Annotated in this window: 18 protein-coding genes; 7 read left to right on the plus strand and 11 right to left on the minus strand. The window is 58.3% G+C overall.

Annotated elements, in window-relative coordinates; genetic code table 11:
- Positions 1-13: 13 nt before the first annotated feature.
- The gene (locus LA304_RS09770) at positions 14-1003 is read right to left on the minus strand and encodes a methyltetrahydrofolate cobalamin methyltransferase (RefSeq protein ID WP_224502952.1); all 990 of its coding nucleotides are present in this window, start codon (positions 1001-1003) and stop codon (positions 14-16) included.
- 1 nt (position 1004) lies between these two features.
- Positions 1005-1328, minus strand: a complete 324-nt coding sequence (locus LA304_RS09775; protein ID WP_224502953.1) for a virulence factor — start codon at positions 1326-1328, stop codon at positions 1005-1007.
- A gap of 231 nt (positions 1329-1559) precedes the next feature.
- On the opposite strand from LA304_RS09775, the gene LA304_RS09780 reads away from it, so the two are divergent.
- Positions 1560-2672 (plus strand): Ppx/GppA phosphatase family protein, encoded by a 1113-nt coding sequence (locus LA304_RS09780; protein ID WP_224502954.1) that lies wholly within the window; start codon positions 1560-1562, stop codon positions 2670-2672.
- A gap of 69 nt (positions 2673-2741) precedes the next feature.
- Here LA304_RS09780 and LA304_RS09785 read toward each other — a convergent pair whose 3' ends face one another.
- Together LA304_RS09785 and hemB are read right to left on the minus strand one after the other, a co-directional pair.
- Positions 2742-3311: a lipid-binding SYLF domain-containing protein gene (locus LA304_RS09785; RefSeq protein ID WP_224502955.1), complete on the minus strand. Its 570-nt coding sequence runs from the start codon at positions 3309-3311 to the stop codon at positions 2742-2744.
- 134 nt (positions 3312-3445) lie between these two features.
- The gene (gene hemB / locus LA304_RS09790) at positions 3446-4447 is read right to left on the minus strand and encodes a porphobilinogen synthase (RefSeq protein ID WP_224502956.1); all 1002 of its coding nucleotides are present in this window, start codon (positions 4445-4447) and stop codon (positions 3446-3448) included.
- Between the two features lie 173 nt (positions 4448-4620).
- Here hemB and LA304_RS09795 point away from each other — a divergent pair, with 173 nt between their 5' ends.
- Both LA304_RS09795 and mfd read left to right on the plus strand, forming a co-directional pair.
- On the plus strand, positions 4621-5148 hold the full coding sequence (locus LA304_RS09795; RefSeq protein WP_224502957.1) for a component of SufBCD complex: 528 nt from the start codon (positions 4621-4623) through the stop codon (positions 5146-5148).
- 6 nt (positions 5149-5154) lie between these two features.
- Positions 5155-8631, plus strand: coding sequence for a transcription-repair coupling factor (gene mfd / locus LA304_RS09800; RefSeq protein ID WP_224502958.1), 3477 nt, complete (start codon positions 5155-5157; stop codon positions 8629-8631).
- 6 nt (positions 8632-8637) lie between these two features.
- Here mfd and LA304_RS09805 read toward each other — a convergent pair whose 3' ends face one another.
- Positions 8638-9834 (minus strand): multidrug effflux MFS transporter, encoded by a 1197-nt coding sequence (locus tag LA304_RS09805; protein WP_224502959.1) that lies wholly within the window; start codon positions 9832-9834, stop codon positions 8638-8640.
- Positions 9835-9953: 119 nt separating this feature from the next.
- On the minus strand, positions 9954-10595 hold the full coding sequence (locus tag LA304_RS09810; RefSeq protein WP_224502960.1) for a DsbA family oxidoreductase: 642 nt from the start codon (positions 10593-10595) through the stop codon (positions 9954-9956).
- A gap of 305 nt (positions 10596-10900) precedes the next feature.
- Here LA304_RS09810 and LA304_RS09815 point away from each other — a divergent pair, with 305 nt between their 5' ends.
- On the plus strand, positions 10901-11128 hold the full coding sequence (locus LA304_RS09815; protein WP_224502961.1) for a hypothetical protein: 228 nt from the start codon (positions 10901-10903) through the stop codon (positions 11126-11128).
- Between the two features lie 152 nt (positions 11129-11280).
- Positions 11281-11922, plus strand: coding sequence for a helix-turn-helix domain-containing protein (locus LA304_RS09820; protein WP_224502962.1), 642 nt, complete (start codon positions 11281-11283; stop codon positions 11920-11922).
- A 5-nt stretch (positions 11923-11927) separates the two neighbouring features.
- Here the strand turns inward: LA304_RS09820 and LA304_RS09825 are convergent, their stop codons facing one another.
- Together LA304_RS09825 and LA304_RS09830 are read right to left on the minus strand one after the other, a co-directional pair.
- Positions 11928-12065, minus strand: coding sequence for a hypothetical protein (locus LA304_RS09825; protein ID WP_224502963.1), 138 nt, complete (start codon positions 12063-12065; stop codon positions 11928-11930).
- 148 nt (positions 12066-12213) lie between these two features.
- Complete coding sequence (locus LA304_RS09830; RefSeq protein ID WP_224502964.1) at positions 12214-14034, minus strand: extracellular solute-binding protein; 1821 nt, start codon at positions 14032-14034, stop codon at positions 12214-12216.
- Positions 14035-14419: 385 nt separating this feature from the next.
- On the opposite strand from LA304_RS09830, the gene LA304_RS09835 reads away from it, so the two are divergent.
- Complete coding sequence (locus LA304_RS09835; RefSeq protein ID WP_224502965.1) at positions 14420-15193, plus strand: 3-hydroxybutyrate dehydrogenase; 774 nt, start codon at positions 14420-14422, stop codon at positions 15191-15193.
- Positions 15194-15230: 37 nt separating this feature from the next.
- Positions 15231-16274: a patatin-like phospholipase family protein gene (locus LA304_RS09840; protein WP_224502966.1), complete on the plus strand. Its 1044-nt coding sequence runs from the start codon at positions 15231-15233 to the stop codon at positions 16272-16274.
- Positions 16275-16286: 12 nt separating this feature from the next.
- Here the strand turns inward: LA304_RS09840 and LA304_RS09845 are convergent, their stop codons facing one another.
- The 3 genes from LA304_RS09845 to LA304_RS09855 form a co-directional block, all read right to left on the minus strand.
- Complete coding sequence (locus LA304_RS09845) at positions 16287-17021, minus strand: DUF502 domain-containing protein (RefSeq protein WP_224502967.1); 735 nt, start codon at positions 17019-17021, stop codon at positions 16287-16289.
- Between the two features lie 135 nt (positions 17022-17156).
- Complete coding sequence (locus LA304_RS09850) at positions 17157-18059, minus strand: pseudouridine-5'-phosphate glycosidase (protein ID WP_263491356.1); 903 nt, start codon at positions 18057-18059, stop codon at positions 17157-17159.
- The gene (locus tag LA304_RS09855; RefSeq protein ID WP_224502968.1) at positions 18056-18949 is read right to left on the minus strand and encodes a PfkB family carbohydrate kinase; all 894 of its coding nucleotides are present in this window, start codon (positions 18947-18949) and stop codon (positions 18056-18058) included. Before LA304_RS09855 ends, LA304_RS09850 begins: the two co-directional genes overlap by 4 nt.
- Between the last annotated feature and the right edge of the window lie 115 nt (positions 18950-19064).

Below are 19064 nucleotides of genomic sequence, written 5' to 3' on the forward strand. Positions count from 1 at the left end.
TCAAACTGCGGGGTCAGCCGCGACGACGACGGCCTCCACCGCGACGACCACCCCCGGCACCACCTGCGGCAGCGGCTTTGGAAGCGTCGGCAAATGTAGCACCTTCAGCCACGGCATCCGCGATGCGGGAGAAGCCAATCCACTTGGTGCCATCTGCATCATGGTTCATCAGCAGATTGGCGGCACGGATGGCTTCCATTTCCTGAACGCGGACAGGGTTCATAATCGCGCTGGTCATGCCTGCACCAATCGCCATCGGCAGGAAGGCGGCGTTGATGCCGTGACGGTGCGGAAGGCCGAAGGAGATATTGGACGCACCACAGGTTGTGTTCACACCAAGCTCATCGCGCAGACGGCGGACGAGGGCGAAGACCTGCTGGCCGGCGGTCGCCATGGCGCCGATCGGCATGACGAGCGGGTCAACCACGATGTCATGGGCCGGAATGCCAAAATCGGCGGCGCGTTCCACGATCTTCTTGGCGACGGCAAAGCGCACGTCGGGATCTTCGGAAATGCCTGTGTCGTCGTTTGCAATGGCGACAACCGGCACGTTGTATTTCTTCACGAGCGGCAGAACGCGTTCGAGGCGTTCTTCTTCACCGGTGACGGAGTTCAGGAGCGGGCGGCCCTCTGCGCTCTCAAGACCGGCTTCGAGCGCATCCGGCACAGAGCTGTCGATGCAGAGCGGCACGTCGACCACGGCCTGCACACGGGCCACGAGTTCACGCATCAGCGGCGGCTCGACAAAGTTGTTGTCGGCGTAACGCGGGTCTTCGGCCATTTTGTTGGAGAACACAGCACCGGAGTTGATGTCGAGCACGTTGGCGCCACAGGCAACCTGCTCAATCGCGTCGCGCTCCACGGTCGAGAAATCGCCAAGCTCGAGTTCGGCGGCGAGTTTCTTGCGTCCGGTCGGGTTGATCCGTTCGCCGATCACGCAAAAGGGTTCGTCGAACCCGATCACAACGGTCTTGGTTTTGCTCTCGATCACAGTGCGGGTCATGTCAGTTATCCTCATGGGCGGGCTCACGGCCCTCATTGTTCACAAGCGCGATCAGGCGCTCTTTATCATACTCTGCGTCGAGCGCGGCGGCACGCGCGTCTGCGGCCTCTTGCGGTGCACCTTCGCAGGTTTCAATCACATCGCGCCATTCGGCCATATAGGCATCTCCATCGGTGGCGCCGATTTTCATCGCCACGCGGTCAATAGCCTGTTCGAACCGTTCCGGCAGAACGGCTCGTGCGGCACGGCGTCCACGACCGACGCGGACCTGCGCGGGGATGTCGCGCCAGTAGATAACAGTCAGGTCAGAAGTCGCAGCAGGCATGGATGTGTCTTTCGTCGGAATGCGTTTCACATTCGCATAAAGAAAAGGCAGGCCTCGGAAAAGGGCGTAGGATCGGAAAAATTCTCAACAAGATCATGAGTGGCACCTAAAACGCGCGGGGTCGGTGCAGCGATGCACCGAAAGGTGAGCATCAGGGCGCCGCACAACGCTTGCCCGGCGCGCGGGAATTCGCTTATGATTAGGGTAACTTGAAATGGAGGGCGTGTAGTCATGACGCCCAAGCGTCCCAATGGTGCGGGCGCGTTCCCGAAAGCGGTTGAGACCCCCGCACCCAAACCCGCTGATCCAGCCGAGCTGTATGCCGCGCTGGATCTTGGCACCAACTCGTGTCGCATGCTGATTGCCCAACCAAAGGGCAGTCAGTTTCATGTGGTAGACAGTTTTTCAAAGTCCGTGCAGCTTGGCATGGGCCTGGAGAGTTCTGGCCGTTTGTGTCGGTCCTCGATTTCGCGGACGATCCAGGCGCTTCGTGTCTGCCGCAAAAAGCTCGAAAAGCACGACGTAAAGCATATGCGCCTCGTCGCAACCGAGGCCTGTCGTCGTGCGCGCAATTCCCGTGACTTCTTGCGGCGTGTGTCGCGTGAGACGGGATTGAGCCTCGAAATCATCAAGCCGGAGGAAGAAGCACGTCTTGCCGTGATCTCCTGCGCGCCTTTGGTGTCCACGAAAACCGAGCAACTCTTGGTCGTCGACATTGGTGGAGGGTCCACTGAACTTGTCTGGATCGATCTGTCCAACGTGCCGCGCCATGAGCGTCCGCGCGCGATCATGCGCCTCCATACGGGGTTTAAGAACGCCGATAGCCCGTTCCCGCGCGCCAAGGTCGTGGACTGGATTTCCGTGCCGCTCGGTGTCGCAACGCTCATGGAGCAGTTTTCCGATGTGGACGATGACTCTGCTCGGTTCGCACTGATGTCGTGGTTCTTTGAGGAAAAGCTCGCGGATTTCACGCCCTATGCGAATGAGCAAAACCGCGAAGGATTTCAGATCATCGGCACATCCGGGACGGTGACGACGGTTGCGGCATCGCACCTCGGGCTGAAACGCTACGACCGGAACAAAGTCGACGGGCTCCGAATGACGTCCGAGCAAATCGACAGTGTTATCCGCGACTATCTCGCGCTCGGGCCGGAAGGGCGCAAGCGCGATCCCCGGATCGGGCGGGACCGTCAGGAGTTGATCATGTCGGGCGCTGCGATCTTGCAGGCGCTTTTGCGCGTCTGGCCGACGGATCGATTGTCTGTGGCGGATCGCGGTTTGCGGGAGGGGCTACTCTATGCCCAGATGTCTGCGGACGGTGTTCTGGAAGACGTCTTGTCCTGACATATATTGAAGAAACAAATAAAAAGCGGCACTTAAGCCGCTTTTTTCATGTTCTTTCCGTTGAGTGGATCAGGGAATGATCCGCGTGTATTTCGTGCCTTCGATGCTCGCGCCCGCGATCAGTCCGGCCTGACCGAACACCACCGCAATCACCGGCGACATGGATGTCGTGGTCTCTGCAGAGAGGTTTTCCCCGCGGTTCGAGATCGCGTACTCGATATCTGCACCAGCCGCCCAACCTGGAGAATTGCGGAAGGACGACAGCGCTTCTTCGGTCATGAAGAACAGCACATGGGCATATTGCTGCGCACCGATCTGCAGCCCGAAGGAGGCCTGCGTCGAAGAATAGTAATCCACGGTGACGCCGCCGACACGCAGGGCGCCGCGACCGTAGGACCCACCGATCCCAAAGCCTGCTTCCGTCATGAGTGGCATCACGAGCATGCCGACCGATTTGTCGCGAAGCGTCGTTGTTCCGGGGTATTCAGAATAGAGGTGCTGAAGCGTGCTGTCTGTCCGTGCGTCAATTGTTGCGGCACCATTTCCGCGCAGGCTGTTGTCACAGGCGGTCAAAAGACCGACGCTGCCCAACCCCATGATAAAGGTGCGTCGATTGGCGCGCGTGGTGGAAACTGTCATCAGGGTATGCCCTTTTCTGCTCTGTGCCCGTCTACGGGCGTGTGGACCTCAATATCAGGCTCTTCTGGCCTGTCTGCGCATACTATAGCCGGATTGTTTCACGCCTGTCACGGCGAAACCGGGCGGGCGTTTTCTCAGGCGGATTTCAGCAGTTTTGCGACCGCCGGTGCGAAATAGGTGAGAATGCCGTTACAGCCGGCGCGTTTGAAGCACATGAGGCTTTCGACCATGGTTTTCTCATAGTCGAGCCAACCGTTCTGCACGGCGGCCATGATCATCGCGTATTCGCCGGAGACCTGATAGGCGAAGGTCGGCGCGCCGAATGTGTCACGGACCTGACGACAGATGTCGAGGTAGGGCATGCCGGGTTTCACCATGACCATATCCGCGCCTTCGAGCAGATCACGCTCCACAAGGCGCAGCGCCTCTTCGGAATTGGCGGGATCCATTTGATAGGTTTTCTTATCGCCCTTGAGTGCACCGGACGCGCCGACCGCATCACGGAACGGCCCGTAGAAAGCGGAGGCATACTTGGCGGCGTAGGACATGATGGACACTTTGTCGAAGCCGTCGGCCTCCAGCGCGCTACGAATTGCGCCGATCCGGCCGTCCATCATATCGGAGGGTCCGATGATGTCCGCGCCTGCATGTGCTTGTGCAACCGACATTTTTACGAGGGCTTCGACGGTCTTGTCGTTCACAATTTCGCCATCGACCACATACCCGTCGTGGCCGTTGATGTTGTACGGATCGAGCGCCACATCTGTCATGATCGCAAGCTCGGGCACCTCGGCTTTGATGGCGCGGATCGCGCGATTCACGAGGTTGTTCTCGTCCCAGGCTCCGGCGCAATCTTCGGTCTTCAGGTCCTGTTCGATGTAGGGAAAGAGGCAAATCGCCGGAATTCCAAGTTCATAGGCCTCTACAGCAGCTTTGACGAGGCGGTCGATGGCCAGGCGTTCGACGCCCGGCATAGACGCAATCGGCGTGCTCTCATTCACTCCTTCTCTGACAAAAACCGGCCAGATCAGGTCTTCTGTGGAAAGATGGTTTTCACGCACGAGACCGCGCAGGGCCTCCATCTTTCGCGTCCGGCGCAGGCGGGTGTGCGGGAAGGGGGCAGTTGTGCGAGTCATGAGGGCCTCGTTTTTAAAAATTTCCTTTGGGGTGGCATGGATTTCCCGCATCTTCAAGGGTAGGAATCATGAACCGGAGCGTTGCACCCTCCGAATACCTCACTGTAACGCGCTCTCATCCGATGACAAAAGACGAGACTGTGTTCGCCACCTGAGAACGAAGAGCGAGACCTTTGGACATTTACGCGCGCATATTCGAAGTGATCGATACGCGGTCTTTCTCGAATCTCTGGTATTGGATCGGTCTTGCCGTGCTCTGGTCCACTGCGTCGCATTTCGTTCTGGGTGTACCCTTCGATGTCGCGCTCAAAGCACAGCGTAGCGGCGGCGAGCAGATGGCAGACTTCGAAGAGCTCGTGCGCATCAACGTCAGGCGTTTGCTCAACATCGCAGAGGTTTCGGGACTGTTGCTCACTGCGATCATTGCGGCGCTCAACACCATTCTCGCGCTGACCGGCTTTGTCTACTGGATTGAATTCTCGCAAGCTCTCTTCCTCTTCGTCTTTCCGATCACATTCGTTGGCATCCTGAACGTGCGCACCGCGCATAAGATCGCCGCGACAAACCCGCTCGGAGCCGACCTTTTCTCGGTCTTGCGGCGGCACCGTTTCTTTGTCCAACTCATCGGCATGATTTCGATCTTCGTGACGGCGATGTGGGGCATGTTCTTCAATATCATGACCGTTCCGCTCGGGGGATAAGTACCGATGAGCAAAACCCAGCATCTCACCGTCGGCGGCGCGCCGGAGGGGGTCGACGCCCATTTGCTTGCGCGTGAGGTCGCGCGTCAGGACGGACCCGTCATCCATGTTGCCCGTGATGACAAACGCCTCGCAGCCCTACGCGATGGCCTTCGGTTCTTTGCGCCCGATTTGCCGGTGATCGAATTTCCCGCTTGGGACTGTCTGCCGTTTGACCGTGTGTCGCCGAATGCCGATTTGTCGGCGAAACGGATGGCGGCTCTGGCCGCGCTCGCGCATGGCGTTTTGCCGAAGCGATTTGTCCTCCTGACGACCCTCTCCGCCGCGACCCAACGCGTGCCAGCGAAAGAGACGGTGGCCTCAAGCGCCTTCACGCTCGTGAAAGGGCAGCGGGTCAATGAAGCGGACCTGAAGGCCTTCTTCGTCCGCATGGGCTTTACGCAGGCACCAACGGTTGTGGAGCACGGGGATTACGCCATTCGCGGCGGGATCATCGATGTGTTCCCTCCGGGGCAAATCCTGCCCGTGCGTCTCGATTTCTTCGGCGATGAACTCGACGGGCTGCGCCGTTTCGATCCGGCGACACAAAAGACCGTCGACAGCCTGAACGACGTGAGCTTTACGCCCGTCTCAGAGGTGATCCTCGACGAGCCGTCGATCACGAGATTCCGCCAGAATTACCGCGTGGAGTTCGGTGCGGCTGGCACGGATGATCCGCTCTATGAGGCCGTCTCTGCCGGTCGCAAACACGCGGGGATGGAGCATTGGCTCCCGTATTTCCATGATCACCTCGATACGATCTTTGATTACCTGCCGAATGCTGCGGTGACGCTCGATGATCAGTCCTCTGCCGCGCGTTTGTCGCGCTGGGAGGCGATCGAGGATCAATATGGGGCCCGCGCAGAGGCGCTTAAGGCGAAGGGGCGCATGGACAGCGTTTATAAACCCTGTCCACCTGATCTTCTCTATCTCAACGACGCCGCATGGGATTCAGCTATTTCGGGTCGTCGCGTGATCCATTTCCACCCGCTGCCACAAGCCTCCGGTCCGGGTGTGATCGATGCGGGCGGACGCGTCGGGCGCAACTTTGCGCCGGAGCGACAGATGGAGGGCCTGAACCTCTTCGAAGAACTCGCGTCCCACATCACGAAGCGCCGTGAACAAGGGCAGGTGGTTCTTGCCTCATGGTCCGAAGGCGCGCGGGATCGCCTCAAGACATTGCTCGAAGACGAAGACCTCAAGGGCCTGACCGAGATTTCCGATTGGCGTGATGTGCCGGAGGGTGTTGGCGGGATCTTTCTTTCTGTCTGGACGTTGGAGCAGGGGTTCGAGGCCCCTGTCGGTGAGGGACAGTCCGTCACAGTGATTTCGGAGCAGGACGTGCTCGGGGATCGCCTCATCCGCCGCCCGTCACGCCGCAAGCGAGCCGAAAACTTCCTGACCGAACACTCGAGCCTGAGCGCGGGCGATCTGATCGTTCACGTCGAACACGGCGTCGGGATTTTCCGCGGGCTGGAGGTCGTCACCGCCGCCGGCGCCGCGCACGAATGTCTGTTGCTCGAATATGCGGGCGGAGACAGGCTCTATCTCCCTGTTGAGAACATCGAACTGCTGAGCCGTTACGGCCACGAAGAGGGGCTGCTCGACAAGCTGGGCGGTGGCGCATGGCAGGCTAAGAAGGCGCGGATGAAAGAGCGCATCCGCGAAGTGGCGGAGCGGTTGATCCGCATTGCCGCGGAACGTCATCTCCGCAAAGCACCGATCATGGATCCGCCCGACGACATGTGGGAGGCCTTCTGCGCCCGCTTCCCGTATTCCGAGACCGAGGATCAGCTCAGCGCCATCGAGGATGTGCTTGATGATCTCGATGCAGGACGCCCGATGGATCGTCTGATTTGCGGAGATGTGGGCTTTGGCAAAACAGAGGTCGCGATGCGTGCGGCCTTTGTCGCGGCGCTCTCCGGTGCGCAGGTGGCTGTCATCGCGCCGACGACGCTTCTTGCCCGTCAACACTTCCGCAGCTTTGCCGAGCGGTTCCGCGGATTTCCGATTAATATCAGACCGATGTCACGTTTTGTTTCAGCAAAAGACATGGCGAAGACGCGTGAGGAACTGGCCGAGGGCACCGTCGATATCGTTGTGGGCACGCACGCCATTCTCGCCAAACAGGTGAAGTTCGCGAACCTCGGGCTGCTGATCGTCGATGAAGAACAACGCTTTGGTGTCGGTCACAAAGAGCGGCTGAAGTCGCTCAAGTCGAACATCCACGTTCTGACCCTCTCCGCGACGCCGATCCCGCGCACGCTGCAAATGTCGCTGACGGGGGTCCGCGACCTGTCCATCATCGGCACGCCGCCCGTCGACCGGCTGTCGATCCGCACCTATGTGAGCGAGTTCGATACGGTCACGATCCGCGAGGCGCTCTTGCGGGAACACTATCGCGGCGGGCAAAGCTTTTTCGTCGTGCCGCGCGTGAAGGATATCCCTGAAATCGAAGAGTTCCTGACCGCTCAGGTGCCGGAGCTGAGTTTCGTCGTTGCGCATGGGCAGATGGCGGCGGGCGAACTCGATGATCGCATGAACGCCTTCTATGACGGGAAATATGACGTGCTGCTCGCGACCACCATCGTGGAAAGCGGCATCGACATTCCGTCTGCCAACACGATGGTGGTGCACCGCGCCGACATGTTCGGTCTCGCGCAGCTTTATCAGATCAGGGGTCGTGTGGGCCGCGCCAAAACTCGCGCCTATGCCTATCTGACGACGAAACCCCGCGCGCCACTAACGCCGCAGGCGGAGAAACGTCTGCGCGTGCTCGGGTCTCTCGATACGCTCGGGGCAGGGTTCACGCTCGCATCTCAGGATCTCGACATTCGTGGGGCAGGGAACCTTGTGGGTGAGGAACAGTCCGGACAAGTCAGGGAGGTCGGGTTCGAGCTTTACCAATCCATGCTAGAAGAGGCGATTGCGAAGATTAAGTCGGGCGAGGAGAATGTGACGCTCGACGACGGGCAATGGGCGCCGCAGATCAACCTCGGTGTGCCTGTGCTCATTCCTGAGGACTATGTGCCTGATCTCGACGTGCGTCTGGGCCTTTATCGCCGTCTCTCCACGCTCCACACCAAAGTGGAGCTAGAGGGCTTTGCCGCCGAATTGATCGACCGTTTCGGGAAGCTACCCAAAGAGGTCAACACGCTGCTCTTGGTGGTGCGGATCAAAGAGAAATGCCGTGCCGCTGGGATCGCGCGTCTTGATGGCGGGCCGAAGGGCGCGACTCTCATGTTCCATAACGACAAATTCGCTAACCCGGCTGGCCTCGTGGAGTTCATCCACCAGCAAAAGGGGCAGGCGAAGGTCAAGGACAACAAGATCATCATTCGTCGCGACTGGAAGAAAGACAGCGACAAGATCAAAGGCGCTTACGCGATTGCACAGGACCTTGCGAAATACGCGAAGGTCGCTGCGCAACCGCCTAAGAAGTAGTGGAAATTACGCTTCCTTGCGCTCCATCTTGAAGAGGAGGAGCGCAAGGCCGGAACAGATCAGCGCCGCGAGGATGACCGGAACCGGCGTGCCGTTGAAGGCAAGGCCGACCGGTGCTGCGATAATCACCGACCCCATCGTAAACAGCGCGCCTATGACAGAGTTCGCGAGACCTGCGAGTTTGCCAAGCGGGACAAGCGCCAATGCGTTCAGGTTGCCGAAGGTGAACGCGTTGATGAAAAACACCGATGCTGTCCAGATGAAGAACAGGCCAAACCCGGCGGCCCCTGTTTTCAGACCCGCAAAATAGAGCACAATGGTGATCGCGGAGCTGATGAGGGAAATCGAGAAACCCATGCGGATCATGAAGTGCATCCCGAGGCGGGTCACGAGCAGGCCGTTGATGACAGTGGAGGTCGCGGCGATCAAAGCAGTGCCGCCGAACCAATACGGGAAAGATTCTGCGAGGCCGTAGGTTTCATCGTAAAGCTGTTGGACAGAAGAGAGCACTGCGAACATCTGGCCGAAGCCGAGCATGAGCATCAGCGTGTAGATGCGGACATTATAGTTGCCGAGAATGATCTTGGTGCCACCGACGATGTCGGTCCAGTTCAAATGGCGACGGTTTTCAGGTTCCAAGGTTTCGCCCTGACGCAAGGTTACCCATGCGGCCCCGATCAGAGCGATAAGGACGAAGGCGCCAAACACGCCATGCCAACCGAAGCCTTCAATAATGACCGAACCAATCAGCGGTGCTGCCGCGGGCGCGAGCATGAAGATTGTCATGACGAACGATGTGATCTTCGCCATTTCGCGGCCTTCATAGAGGTCACGCACCATGGCGAGGCCGACGGTGCGCGGGAAGGCGGCGCCAAAACCCTGAACCGCGCGGCCGAGGAGCATGACCTCCATGCTCGAAGACAGGCCGCCGATGATGGCGCCGACGATATAGAGGCCGAGACCAAAGAGGATGAGCGGTTTGCGCCCGAAGTGGTCCGAAATCGGACCGGAGATGAGTGTCCCGAGGCCCATGCCAAAGACAAATGCAGTCAGAACAAGCTGCGCGCGGTTCGGATCATTCGGCGACAATTGTGCGGCAATCTGGGGCAGGCCGGGCAGCATGGCGTCGATCGAGAAAGCGACCGTCGCGAAGAGCAACGCGAGAAGGAACGTAAATTCGACTTGGGGGAGGCGACGAGGCATAGACGGATACTCAATGACAGGGAGAAATGTTAGCGCGACCCTAGAGGCGCGCGCGACATTTGACCATTCGGCGGGAGTGCCGTTGGGGTGTGCGAAAATGTGAGAGGGTTATGGTGCGGTTACGCGTCGTGTTCCTGTGCGAGCAACTCATCAATCACCTGCTGCCAAAGTTCTGGCGGCTGCGCGCCTTCGACGGCGTGGCGGTTTCCGACGATGAAGAGTGGCACCGCATTGACGCCACGGTCGCGTGCGTGCTGGTCGCGCTTTTGAATTTCTTCGAGATCGGCGTCGGAGGTGAGGAGGCGGCGGACGAGCGCTCCGTCCATTTCAACACCTTCCGCGAGATCGACGAGCGTGTCGATGTCGCCGATGTCCCGGCCTTCCTGGAAATAGGCGCGGTAGAGCGAAGAGACCATCGGCGTTTGGCGGCCTTCCAAGCCGGCCCAATGGATAAGCCGGTGGGCATTGAGTGTGTTCGGCGTGCGCTGAATGGCGAGGAGATCGGTCTTCGGCATTTCCTTAAGCATGATTTCAACGACAGGGGCGTAGGCTTTGCGGGCACTCTCGGCGCCACCAAACTTGGCCTCGAGATAAGCGCGGCGGTCCATCCCGTCTTTCGGCATGGTCGGGTTCAGTTGGAACGGATGCCATGCAATCGCGAAAGGGTGGTCGGGGCGACTCTCAAGGGCACGCTCCAAACGGGCCTTGCCGATGTGGCACCACGGGCAAATCGGATCATGGAAAATGTCGAGCGTGATCATAGCGGCCAGTCCTGTCTCAGTCGGGGAATTGCGCTGTTCTATCGCATCGCGTTTCGCTTCGGGAGGAGAAAAGGAAAATATTCTCCCACATCACAAAACGTGCCCCGCCTGGGTGTTCTCGTTGACCTATATGTTGTGTTTTGTCGAGTTTGCAACTTTGCAAAGTCAGCATGTTCCCGAGGGGTTCATGCTGTGTTCGCGCGTGCTCTGGGTGATTTTGTTTCAGTTGAGCATCTGTGACAGATGGGCGGAATCGTGCTTAAATAATTGTAACGTTTCGCTTTTTACGTTCACGGGAGGTTGCCATGATCACTGTCGAGGCCCAAAAGAGTTTCTCTACCTTTCAGGGGCGGATGCGGTCTGCTGAGCCCGCAGGAGCCATGCGTCGACGCCTGCGGTTGCCGGTTGCGACACTCGTTCTCGGCTTTGTCGCCGCGCTCGCCATTGCTGGCGGCGCCTTGGACCGGATCATCTTCAATGATCTCTCGAGCGAACTTCGCGACGTCTATTTCATCACGGGAGAGATCGACTGATACCCCCCTGGCTCCACCGAAGATGAATGCTACAGGGCAGGCAAAGACCATATGAGCAGTTCAAAATGAGGCACCTGTCCGAAGAACCCCCGAAGATGCGGTAACAGCATCCGGGGGTTTTCTTTTGTCAGTTGTGCGCTGTAGAAGAAGGCATGACTGAAGAACGCAATCCCGAAACAGTGCCAAGCCTGATCCGTCTCGCGCGTGAGTCCGGTGAAACTCCGATCGAGGAGGCACGACCGCTTGATCTCGGGGCGCGTGTTCGGGATTTACGCAAAGAGCGCGGGTGGACGTTGGAACAGGCTGCGACGCATGCGGGTCTCGCGCGCTCTACGCTCTCCAAAATCGAAAACGGTCAGATGAGTCCGACCTACGAGGCGCTGAAAAAGCTCGCAGTCGGCTTGGACATCTCCGTGCCGCAGCTCTTCACAGAGCCGCGAAAGGCGCAGATTTCGGGCCGTATGGCGGTGACCAAAACCGGAGAGGGCGCGGCACATCCCACGGCGACCTATGAGCATGAGATGCTCGCCGGGGCGCTGACGAAAAAATCGATGTTGCCCTACCGCGCGACGATCCGTGCGCGCAGTTTTGAGGAATTCGACGGTTGGGTGCGTCATGACGGCGAGGAGTTTCTCTACGTCCTCACGGGTGTGATCAAACTCATCACCGAGTTCTACGAACCCGTTGAGATGCGCCGCGGGGATAGCGCCTATTATGACGCCTCCATGGGCCATAATGTGATCTCTGTCAGTCCAGAGGACGCGACGATCCTCTGGGTGACGTCTCTTACATAGAGCGCCTAGAACACGACGTCGGCCGTCGTTCCGACGACAGTCGTCGTCGCTTTGACGCCTGTTTTGACGCCCGTATATGCGACGCCGCACCCGCTGAGCCCGCAAGCCAGCAGGAGCGGCACACCCCAGCGCAAAAGCGCCATCTCAGAACCAGCCCTGAACCGTGCGCGACGCGCCAGTGATGTCTTCGCCGACGCCTGCAATGGTGCCGCAAGCGGACAGGGAAAGGGTGAGGAGGAGGGCGCAAACTGCTCTTTTCATGATCTTTTCTCTTCTGCTCGATGTTGTCTATTAGTCTTGGTCTTCCCAATACCACGTCATTTCCCGCCACATAATCCAGTCGCCGTAGAGTGGCAGTGTTTCGGGATATCGGAGTTCTTTGACATGGGCATTGAAACTTTCGTTCCACGCGTAAAGCGGAATGGCATAGCGCCCCGCCATGAGCAAGCGGTCAAGCGCACGGGTGGCGGCGAGACTGTCCTCTCGGCTTTCGGCGTTCAGCATTTTTTCGATCATTGCGTCAATTGCAGGATCAGAAATGCCGGCAATATTGCGGGAGCCTTCCTGATCGGCGGAGACCTGTCCAAAATAGGCGTATTGCTCGTTGCCGGGGCTGAGCGACAGGCCATAGCGCACCGGTGTCATCCCGAAATCGAAGGTCGCCATGCGCTGTGTATACTGGGCTTTGTCGACGACAGAGATTTTGGGTGTGATCCCGAGATGGATCAACATCTGCGTGTAAGTGTCTATAATGGATTGATTTTCATCGTCACCAACACGCAGCAGGATTTCAAAGGTGAAGATCTCGCCCGCGGCGTTCTTCATGATTCCGTCTTGAATCGTCCATCCGGCCTCTTCCATGAGCGCAAGTGCACGACGCACCGCGCCGCGGTCCATTTCACGTCCCGAGGTTTCCGGCAGTGTGTAGCCCTCGAGAGTGCCGGGGAGCAGGTCTGCCTCGAATGGTGTCAGCAGGTCCAGAACACGGCCCTCTGCGGGACCGGGGCGCATTCCGAGCGGGGAGTTGGAGAAGTAGGACGTAATCCGCGTCTGCTTGTTCTCCGTCTGCACCTCGTTGATGTAGTCGAAGTTGAAGGCCTCGATCATTGCCTGCCGCACGCGCCAGTCGGAGAATTGCGGAAGACGGGTGTTCATCGCAAAGCCGGTCATACCGGTCGGACGCTGATGCGGGATCACAGACTTGATTACGTCGCCGCGTTCGACGGCGGGGAAGTCATACTGCTCTTCCCAGGTCTGCACGTTGAACTCACGGTGCGCATTGAGCTCTCCGGCTTTGAAGGCCTCGATCACTAGCGATGCATCCGCAAAATATTCAAAGCGGATCGTGTCGAAGTTCGCACGTCCGCGCATGAGAGGGAGGTCTTTCGCCCAGTAGTCCTCATTGCGGGACATCTCGACGAACATACCCGGTTCGGCATCTGTCACGACATACGGCGCGGATGTCACCGGAATGTTCTCCACGCCCGAAACCGTGAAGTCTTTGTCGTCCCAATAAGCTTTCTTGAGGATCGGGCGCATCGCGACGAGGAGAGCGAGCTCTCTGTTTTCTGTGTTGAAGGTAAATTTGACGCTGTTGTCGCCTGTTTGTTCAAGGCTTTCGATTTGGGTCCACAGGCTCGCGTAGCGGCCATGGCCGTCTGTGCCGAGGGTTTCAAAGGACCAGATCACATCTTCGACTGTCACGGGTGTGCCGTCGGAAAATTTCGCCTCGGGGCGCAGCGTAAATTCCACCCAGCTCCGGGCCTCATCGGTTTCGACGGTTTCGCAGAGGAGGCAATAGAGGGAAAATGGTTCCGAGAAGGCACGGCCCATAAGGCCCTCCGCCATTAGAAAGCGGAGCTGCCACGGTGCGCGCCCCTTCGCGATAAACGGATTGAGACTATCAAAACTCCCGCCTTCGCCCGTCACGATTTTCCCGCCTTTCGGCGCATCGGGACGCACAAAGGGCAGGGCTGTGAAATCAGCCGGCAGGTCGGGTGCCCCATACATCGCAATCCCATGCGTCGGCTCAGCGGCGAGGCTCCCCGCCGTGCAAAGCAAGGTTGCAGCCACTGAAGTTTGCTTCATCCATTGGAAAAACTGCGATGCCATATTGTGAACAATGCCTCCGGAACGTGTTCTTATTGAGTGGTAAGCTACGTCGGCACAAAGGGGTTTTCAAACTTTTAGCTTGGAGAGAGGCGGAGAACGGCGTATAAAGTAATCACTGCTCGATAGGTTTCTTGCCTGTATGAAACCTGCCTCAATAACTCAGCGCCCGCCTTGTGCGGGCGTTTTTTTTGCTTGAAAAAGTGGCGAAAAGCAAAGCCTGCATGGCCGATACGCGGCCCTGTTGATGTGAGTTCGGGGCACCTGGAAGTTGCCATTACGTCACCTTGCAGACCTATGGAACCGATTCTCGGAACCTTTAGGCCGATTCTCGCTTTGCATTAGTGAGCCAACGGATAAGTTGGTCCCAATTCAAAGGGAGAAACCAATGACTTTAACGGGTAAAACGGCTGTAATTACGGGCTCGAATTCCGGGATTGGCCTCGGCGTGGCACGCGAACTGGCCAAAGCGGGCGCGAACGTCGTTCTCAATTCATTCACAGATCGCGACGAGGACCATGCTCTGGCCGAAGAGATCGGCAAAGAGTTTGGCGTCACCGCGCGTTACATCAAGGCAGACATGTCCAAAGGCGACGAATGCCGCGCACTCGTCGAAAAGGCAGGCGCCTGTGATATCCTCGTGAACAACGCAGGCATTCAACACGTCGCGCCGCTTGATGAGTTTCCGGTCGACAAATGGGACGCGATCATCGCGATCAACATGTCTTCGGCCTTTCACACCACCGCCGCCGCGCTTCCCATGATGCGCAAGGCCGGCTGGGGCCGCGTCGTCAATGTGGCGTCCGCGCACGGTCTTACGGCGTCGCCATACAAATCGGCCTATGTCTCTGCAAAACACGGTGTCGTGGGCATGACGAAGGTCGTCGCACTTGAGACCGCGAAGGAGCCGATCACCGCAAACGCGATTTGTCCGGGCTACGTGCACACGCCGCTGGTCGATGCACAAATTCCGGATACGGCAAAGAAATATGGCATGACCGAAGAGGAAGCGATCGAGAAAGTCATCCTCGAACGTCAACCATCCAAGCAATTCGCAACGGTCGAACAGATTGGCGGCACGGCCGTCTTCCTTTGTTCTGATGCAGCCGCCCAGATCACCGGCACGACGATTTCCGTCGATGGTGGCTGGACCGCTCTGTGATCCAAACATTTTTGAAAACCTCTTTTGGGGGACACGCATGAAGAAATCCCCCAAAAGAATTAACCTCGCCCTTCAGGGAGGGGGTGCACATGGCGCGTTTACGTGGGGTGTGCTCGACCGTCTTTTGGATCGCGAGGATATCGAGATTGCCGGCGTGTCGGGAACGTCCGCTGGCGCGCTCAATGCGGCTGCTTTGAAGTCAGGTCTCGTTCAGTGTGGTCGGGACGGCGCCAAAGCCGCACTTGAGCGTGTGTGGACACAGATGGGTGGCATTTCTGACATGCGCCTCAATGACTGGATGGCGGAGTTCGGGCCTACGACGACGATTATGGCGCATGTTTTCCGTAACAGCCTGCCATTTGCCTTTTTTGATGCGCTGGCAACGGTGTCGAGCCCCTATGCCTATGGCCCCTTTTACCAGAACCCGCTGACGCCAGTGGTTGACGAGTTGGAACTTGAACTGCTCTGTGAAGGCGAGGGGCCTGAGCTCTTTATTTCGACCACGAATGTGCGGACGGGTAAGATCAGGGTCTTTTCTGGTTCGGAAGTGACGACGGATGTCATCCTTGCCTCCGCCTGTTTGCCGGAATTGTTTCAGGCGATTGAGATTACCGATCCTGTCACGGGTGAAACCGATCCTTATTGGGATGGCGGCTTTACCGGCAACCCCGCGCTTTTCCCGCTCTTCGAGCCGCATCTCCCGCAGGACGTGGTCATCGTGAACATCAACCCGCTTGAACGACCCGGCACACCCAAAACGCCAGAAGAAATCCAGAACCGCATCAACGAAATTTCGTTCAACTCATCGCTCCTGCGTGAGTTGCGCGCAATTCAGTTCGTCCGCGACCTGATTGCGGAAAAACGGATGCCTGATGGAATGATGAAAGATGTCCTCGTGCACATGGTGGCTGATGACGACCTGATGCAGGATTTGTCAGCGCGGACCAAACTCGCGCCCACGCCGCTCTTGTTGGCGCGATTGAGAAAGGCCGGGCAGGCGGCCTGTGACCGCTTTCTCGATGCCCATTTCGACGACCTCGGAGAGCGCGCGAGTGTTGATCTGCGCGCGATGTTCTCTTGATCTGACGGGCTGTTACTTGGTGTCTTTCGCGGGTTTGCTCGGGTCTTTCGGGTTCGGATAGACGAGCCCTGCGGAGATCACGAGTTTCGCTGCATCCTCGACCGACATGTCGAGCATGATTACGTCGTGTTCTGGAAAGAACAGCAGGAAGCCGGACGTCGGGTTTGGCGTGGTTGGCACGAACACGGAGAGAAACTTTTCGTCTTCAGGCGTGCGACGGGCAACTTCGCCCTTTGCCGTTGTGGACACAAACCCGATAGCCCAAATCCCGCGCCGCGGGTATTCGATGAGGCAGGCCTTATCGAACGTGGTTTCCGACTGGGCAAAGACGGTTTCCGCGATTTGCTTCACACCATTGTAGATGGAGCGCACGATTGGAGTCCGGTCCACAAGACTCTCGGCCCAACGGATGAGCGAGCGCCCGACGAGACCCTTCGCAATCCACCCCACAATGATGGTGAAAATCAGGAAGATAATCACACCCGCGCCGCGCAGGTTGATGTGGATTTGCCTGTCCGGCAGTTCGTAGCCGAGCCACCGGTTGATCAGCTCATCCGGATGATAGGCCTGCGGGACAAAAGTGAGCACCCAGCCATCGACCCAGCCGATCACGGTCCAGATCACATAAGCCGTCAAACCAATCGGCGCGACGACCACGAGCCCCGTCAAGAACGCAGCCCGCAAATGCCCGAAAAGGCGTTTTTTAGGCTGAGGTGGATGTGTCTCTTCTTCGAAGGGGTTGGTCATGTGTGCTCTGACTGCAAATTTTGGTGGCTAGGCCGTTCGCTGGAACTTAGGCATGAACGATCCTAAGGACAATAAGCGTCTGATGCCTTTAGATGACGAGACTGTGAAATTGCACAGGATTTATGCCACTTGGTCTCAACTTAATGCAGCGGCGATCTGTGCGGCGAGTTTCGCGTTGTTCCGGACAAGCGCAATGTTCGATGTCAGTGAACGCCCCTCGGTCAGTTCGAAGATACGCTGCAACAGGAATGGCGTGACCTCTTTCGCTGTGATGCCCTGTGCTTCCGCTTCTGCAAGTGCCGTTTCAATGAACGGCATGATCACGTCGGAGGGGATTTCGTCTTCCGCGGGGATTGGATTCGCCACCAATTGACCGCCTTTGAGACCCATCGCGGCACGGGTTTCCATCGCGCGGGCGATGTCCTCGGCGCTGTCCATACGCAGGGGCGCTTTGAGACCGCTGGAGCGGGACCAGAAGGCAGGAATTTCGTCTTGACCATAGGCAATCACAGGCACACCGTGGGTTTCGAGCACCTCGAGCGTTTTCGGAATGTCGAGAATTGCTTTCGGCCCCGCCGCCACAACCGTGACCGCCGTCTCGCCTAGCTCGAGAAGATCGGCCGAAATATCGAACGTCTCCTCCGCGCCGCGATGCACACCGCCAATACCGCCGGTGGCAAAAACGCGGATGCCGGCGATGTCCGCCGCGATCATCGTTGCCGCCACCGTGGTCGCACCCGTAGCGCCACGGGCAATACACACTGGCAAATCGGCGCGGGACACTTTCATGACATGTGTCGCCTGCGCGAGAGCTGTCAGTTGTGTCTCCGTCAGGCCAATATGCAGAACCCCATCGAGCACCGCGATCGTTGCAGGAACGGCGCCAGCGTCACGCACATCTTGCTCCACGATCTGCGCGGTTTCGAGGTTCTGAGGGTAGGGCATCCCATGGGTGATGATCGTGGATTCAAGCGCCACAATCGGCTGACCATTTTCCAAGGCCGCTTCGACTTCGGGAGAGAACATTTTCGGGATCATAGGGGTGTATCTCCTGATACATATTTCGCAGCGGCATCAAGCGCGTCAGACAGGGCTGCCTGATCGTCTCGGCCGCGTAGTTCTGCGGCGATGTGTGCCGCCATAAAGGTATCTCCCGCGCCCGTGACGCGTGCCACGAGGACCGGAGGGGGTGTTTGGGTGAGAACCACGTCAGCCGTCGCAAGGCTCGCGTCCTCACCGCCGTTCGTGACAAGCGCACGATGCGCGCCTTTCGCGATCAAAGCTTTTGCTGCTTCGGCGGAACTCTCATAACTTCCGAGCGTGAGAAGGTTCGCTTCCTCAAGATTTACATAGAGCGTCGCGTTCGGGTGCCCTAGGAGCGGCAACAACCGCTCGGCTTTCCCCGGAGACGCTGGAGCAATCCTCAGATCCGCACGGCTGAAAAACGGCGACACAGCAATCTCGCGAAGCAGCTCTACCGTTAAATTCCCATCGAGCGCGACCGGCCCGTCATAGGGCGCATCCGCGTGCCCGAGGCGACCATCTTTCAGCGGCCGGAGAATCTTGTCGCCCGCTTGCTCAAGTGAGTGCGCATCGGCAATCGCCGCAATCAAACCATTCGCGCCCTCGACTGCCATATAGGAATCAGTCGGCAGGTCCTCGGACCGATAAACATGATCCGTGCCGATCCCACGCACCTGCGCTGCGGCAATCAGCTCTTCTCCGGAGGGATCGCGCCCGACAGCCGTCAACAAATCCGGCTTGAGCCCGAACCGCGCGAGCGCCATTGCAATATTCATCGCAACACCGCCAGGCACACGAACAATCCGGCCAGGCACATCGGATCCGACACGCATCGCGCGGTCGGATCGTCCGATCACGTCCCAAAGAACAGACCCGATACAGATGATATCTTTCTTTTCACTCATATTCCCTATTGCGCCTGATTTTGACCAAATGGCAAGAGATGGCATGCGTTTCCCCCGCGCACCGTCTTTTTCGTGATGAAAATACTCAAAAACGGTGCAGGGGTTGCCAAGCCGG

The organism is Celeribacter litoreus (genome assembly GCF_020165855.1).
Classification (GTDB): domain Bacteria; phylum Pseudomonadota; class Alphaproteobacteria; order Rhodobacterales; family Rhodobacteraceae; genus Celeribacter; species Celeribacter litoreus.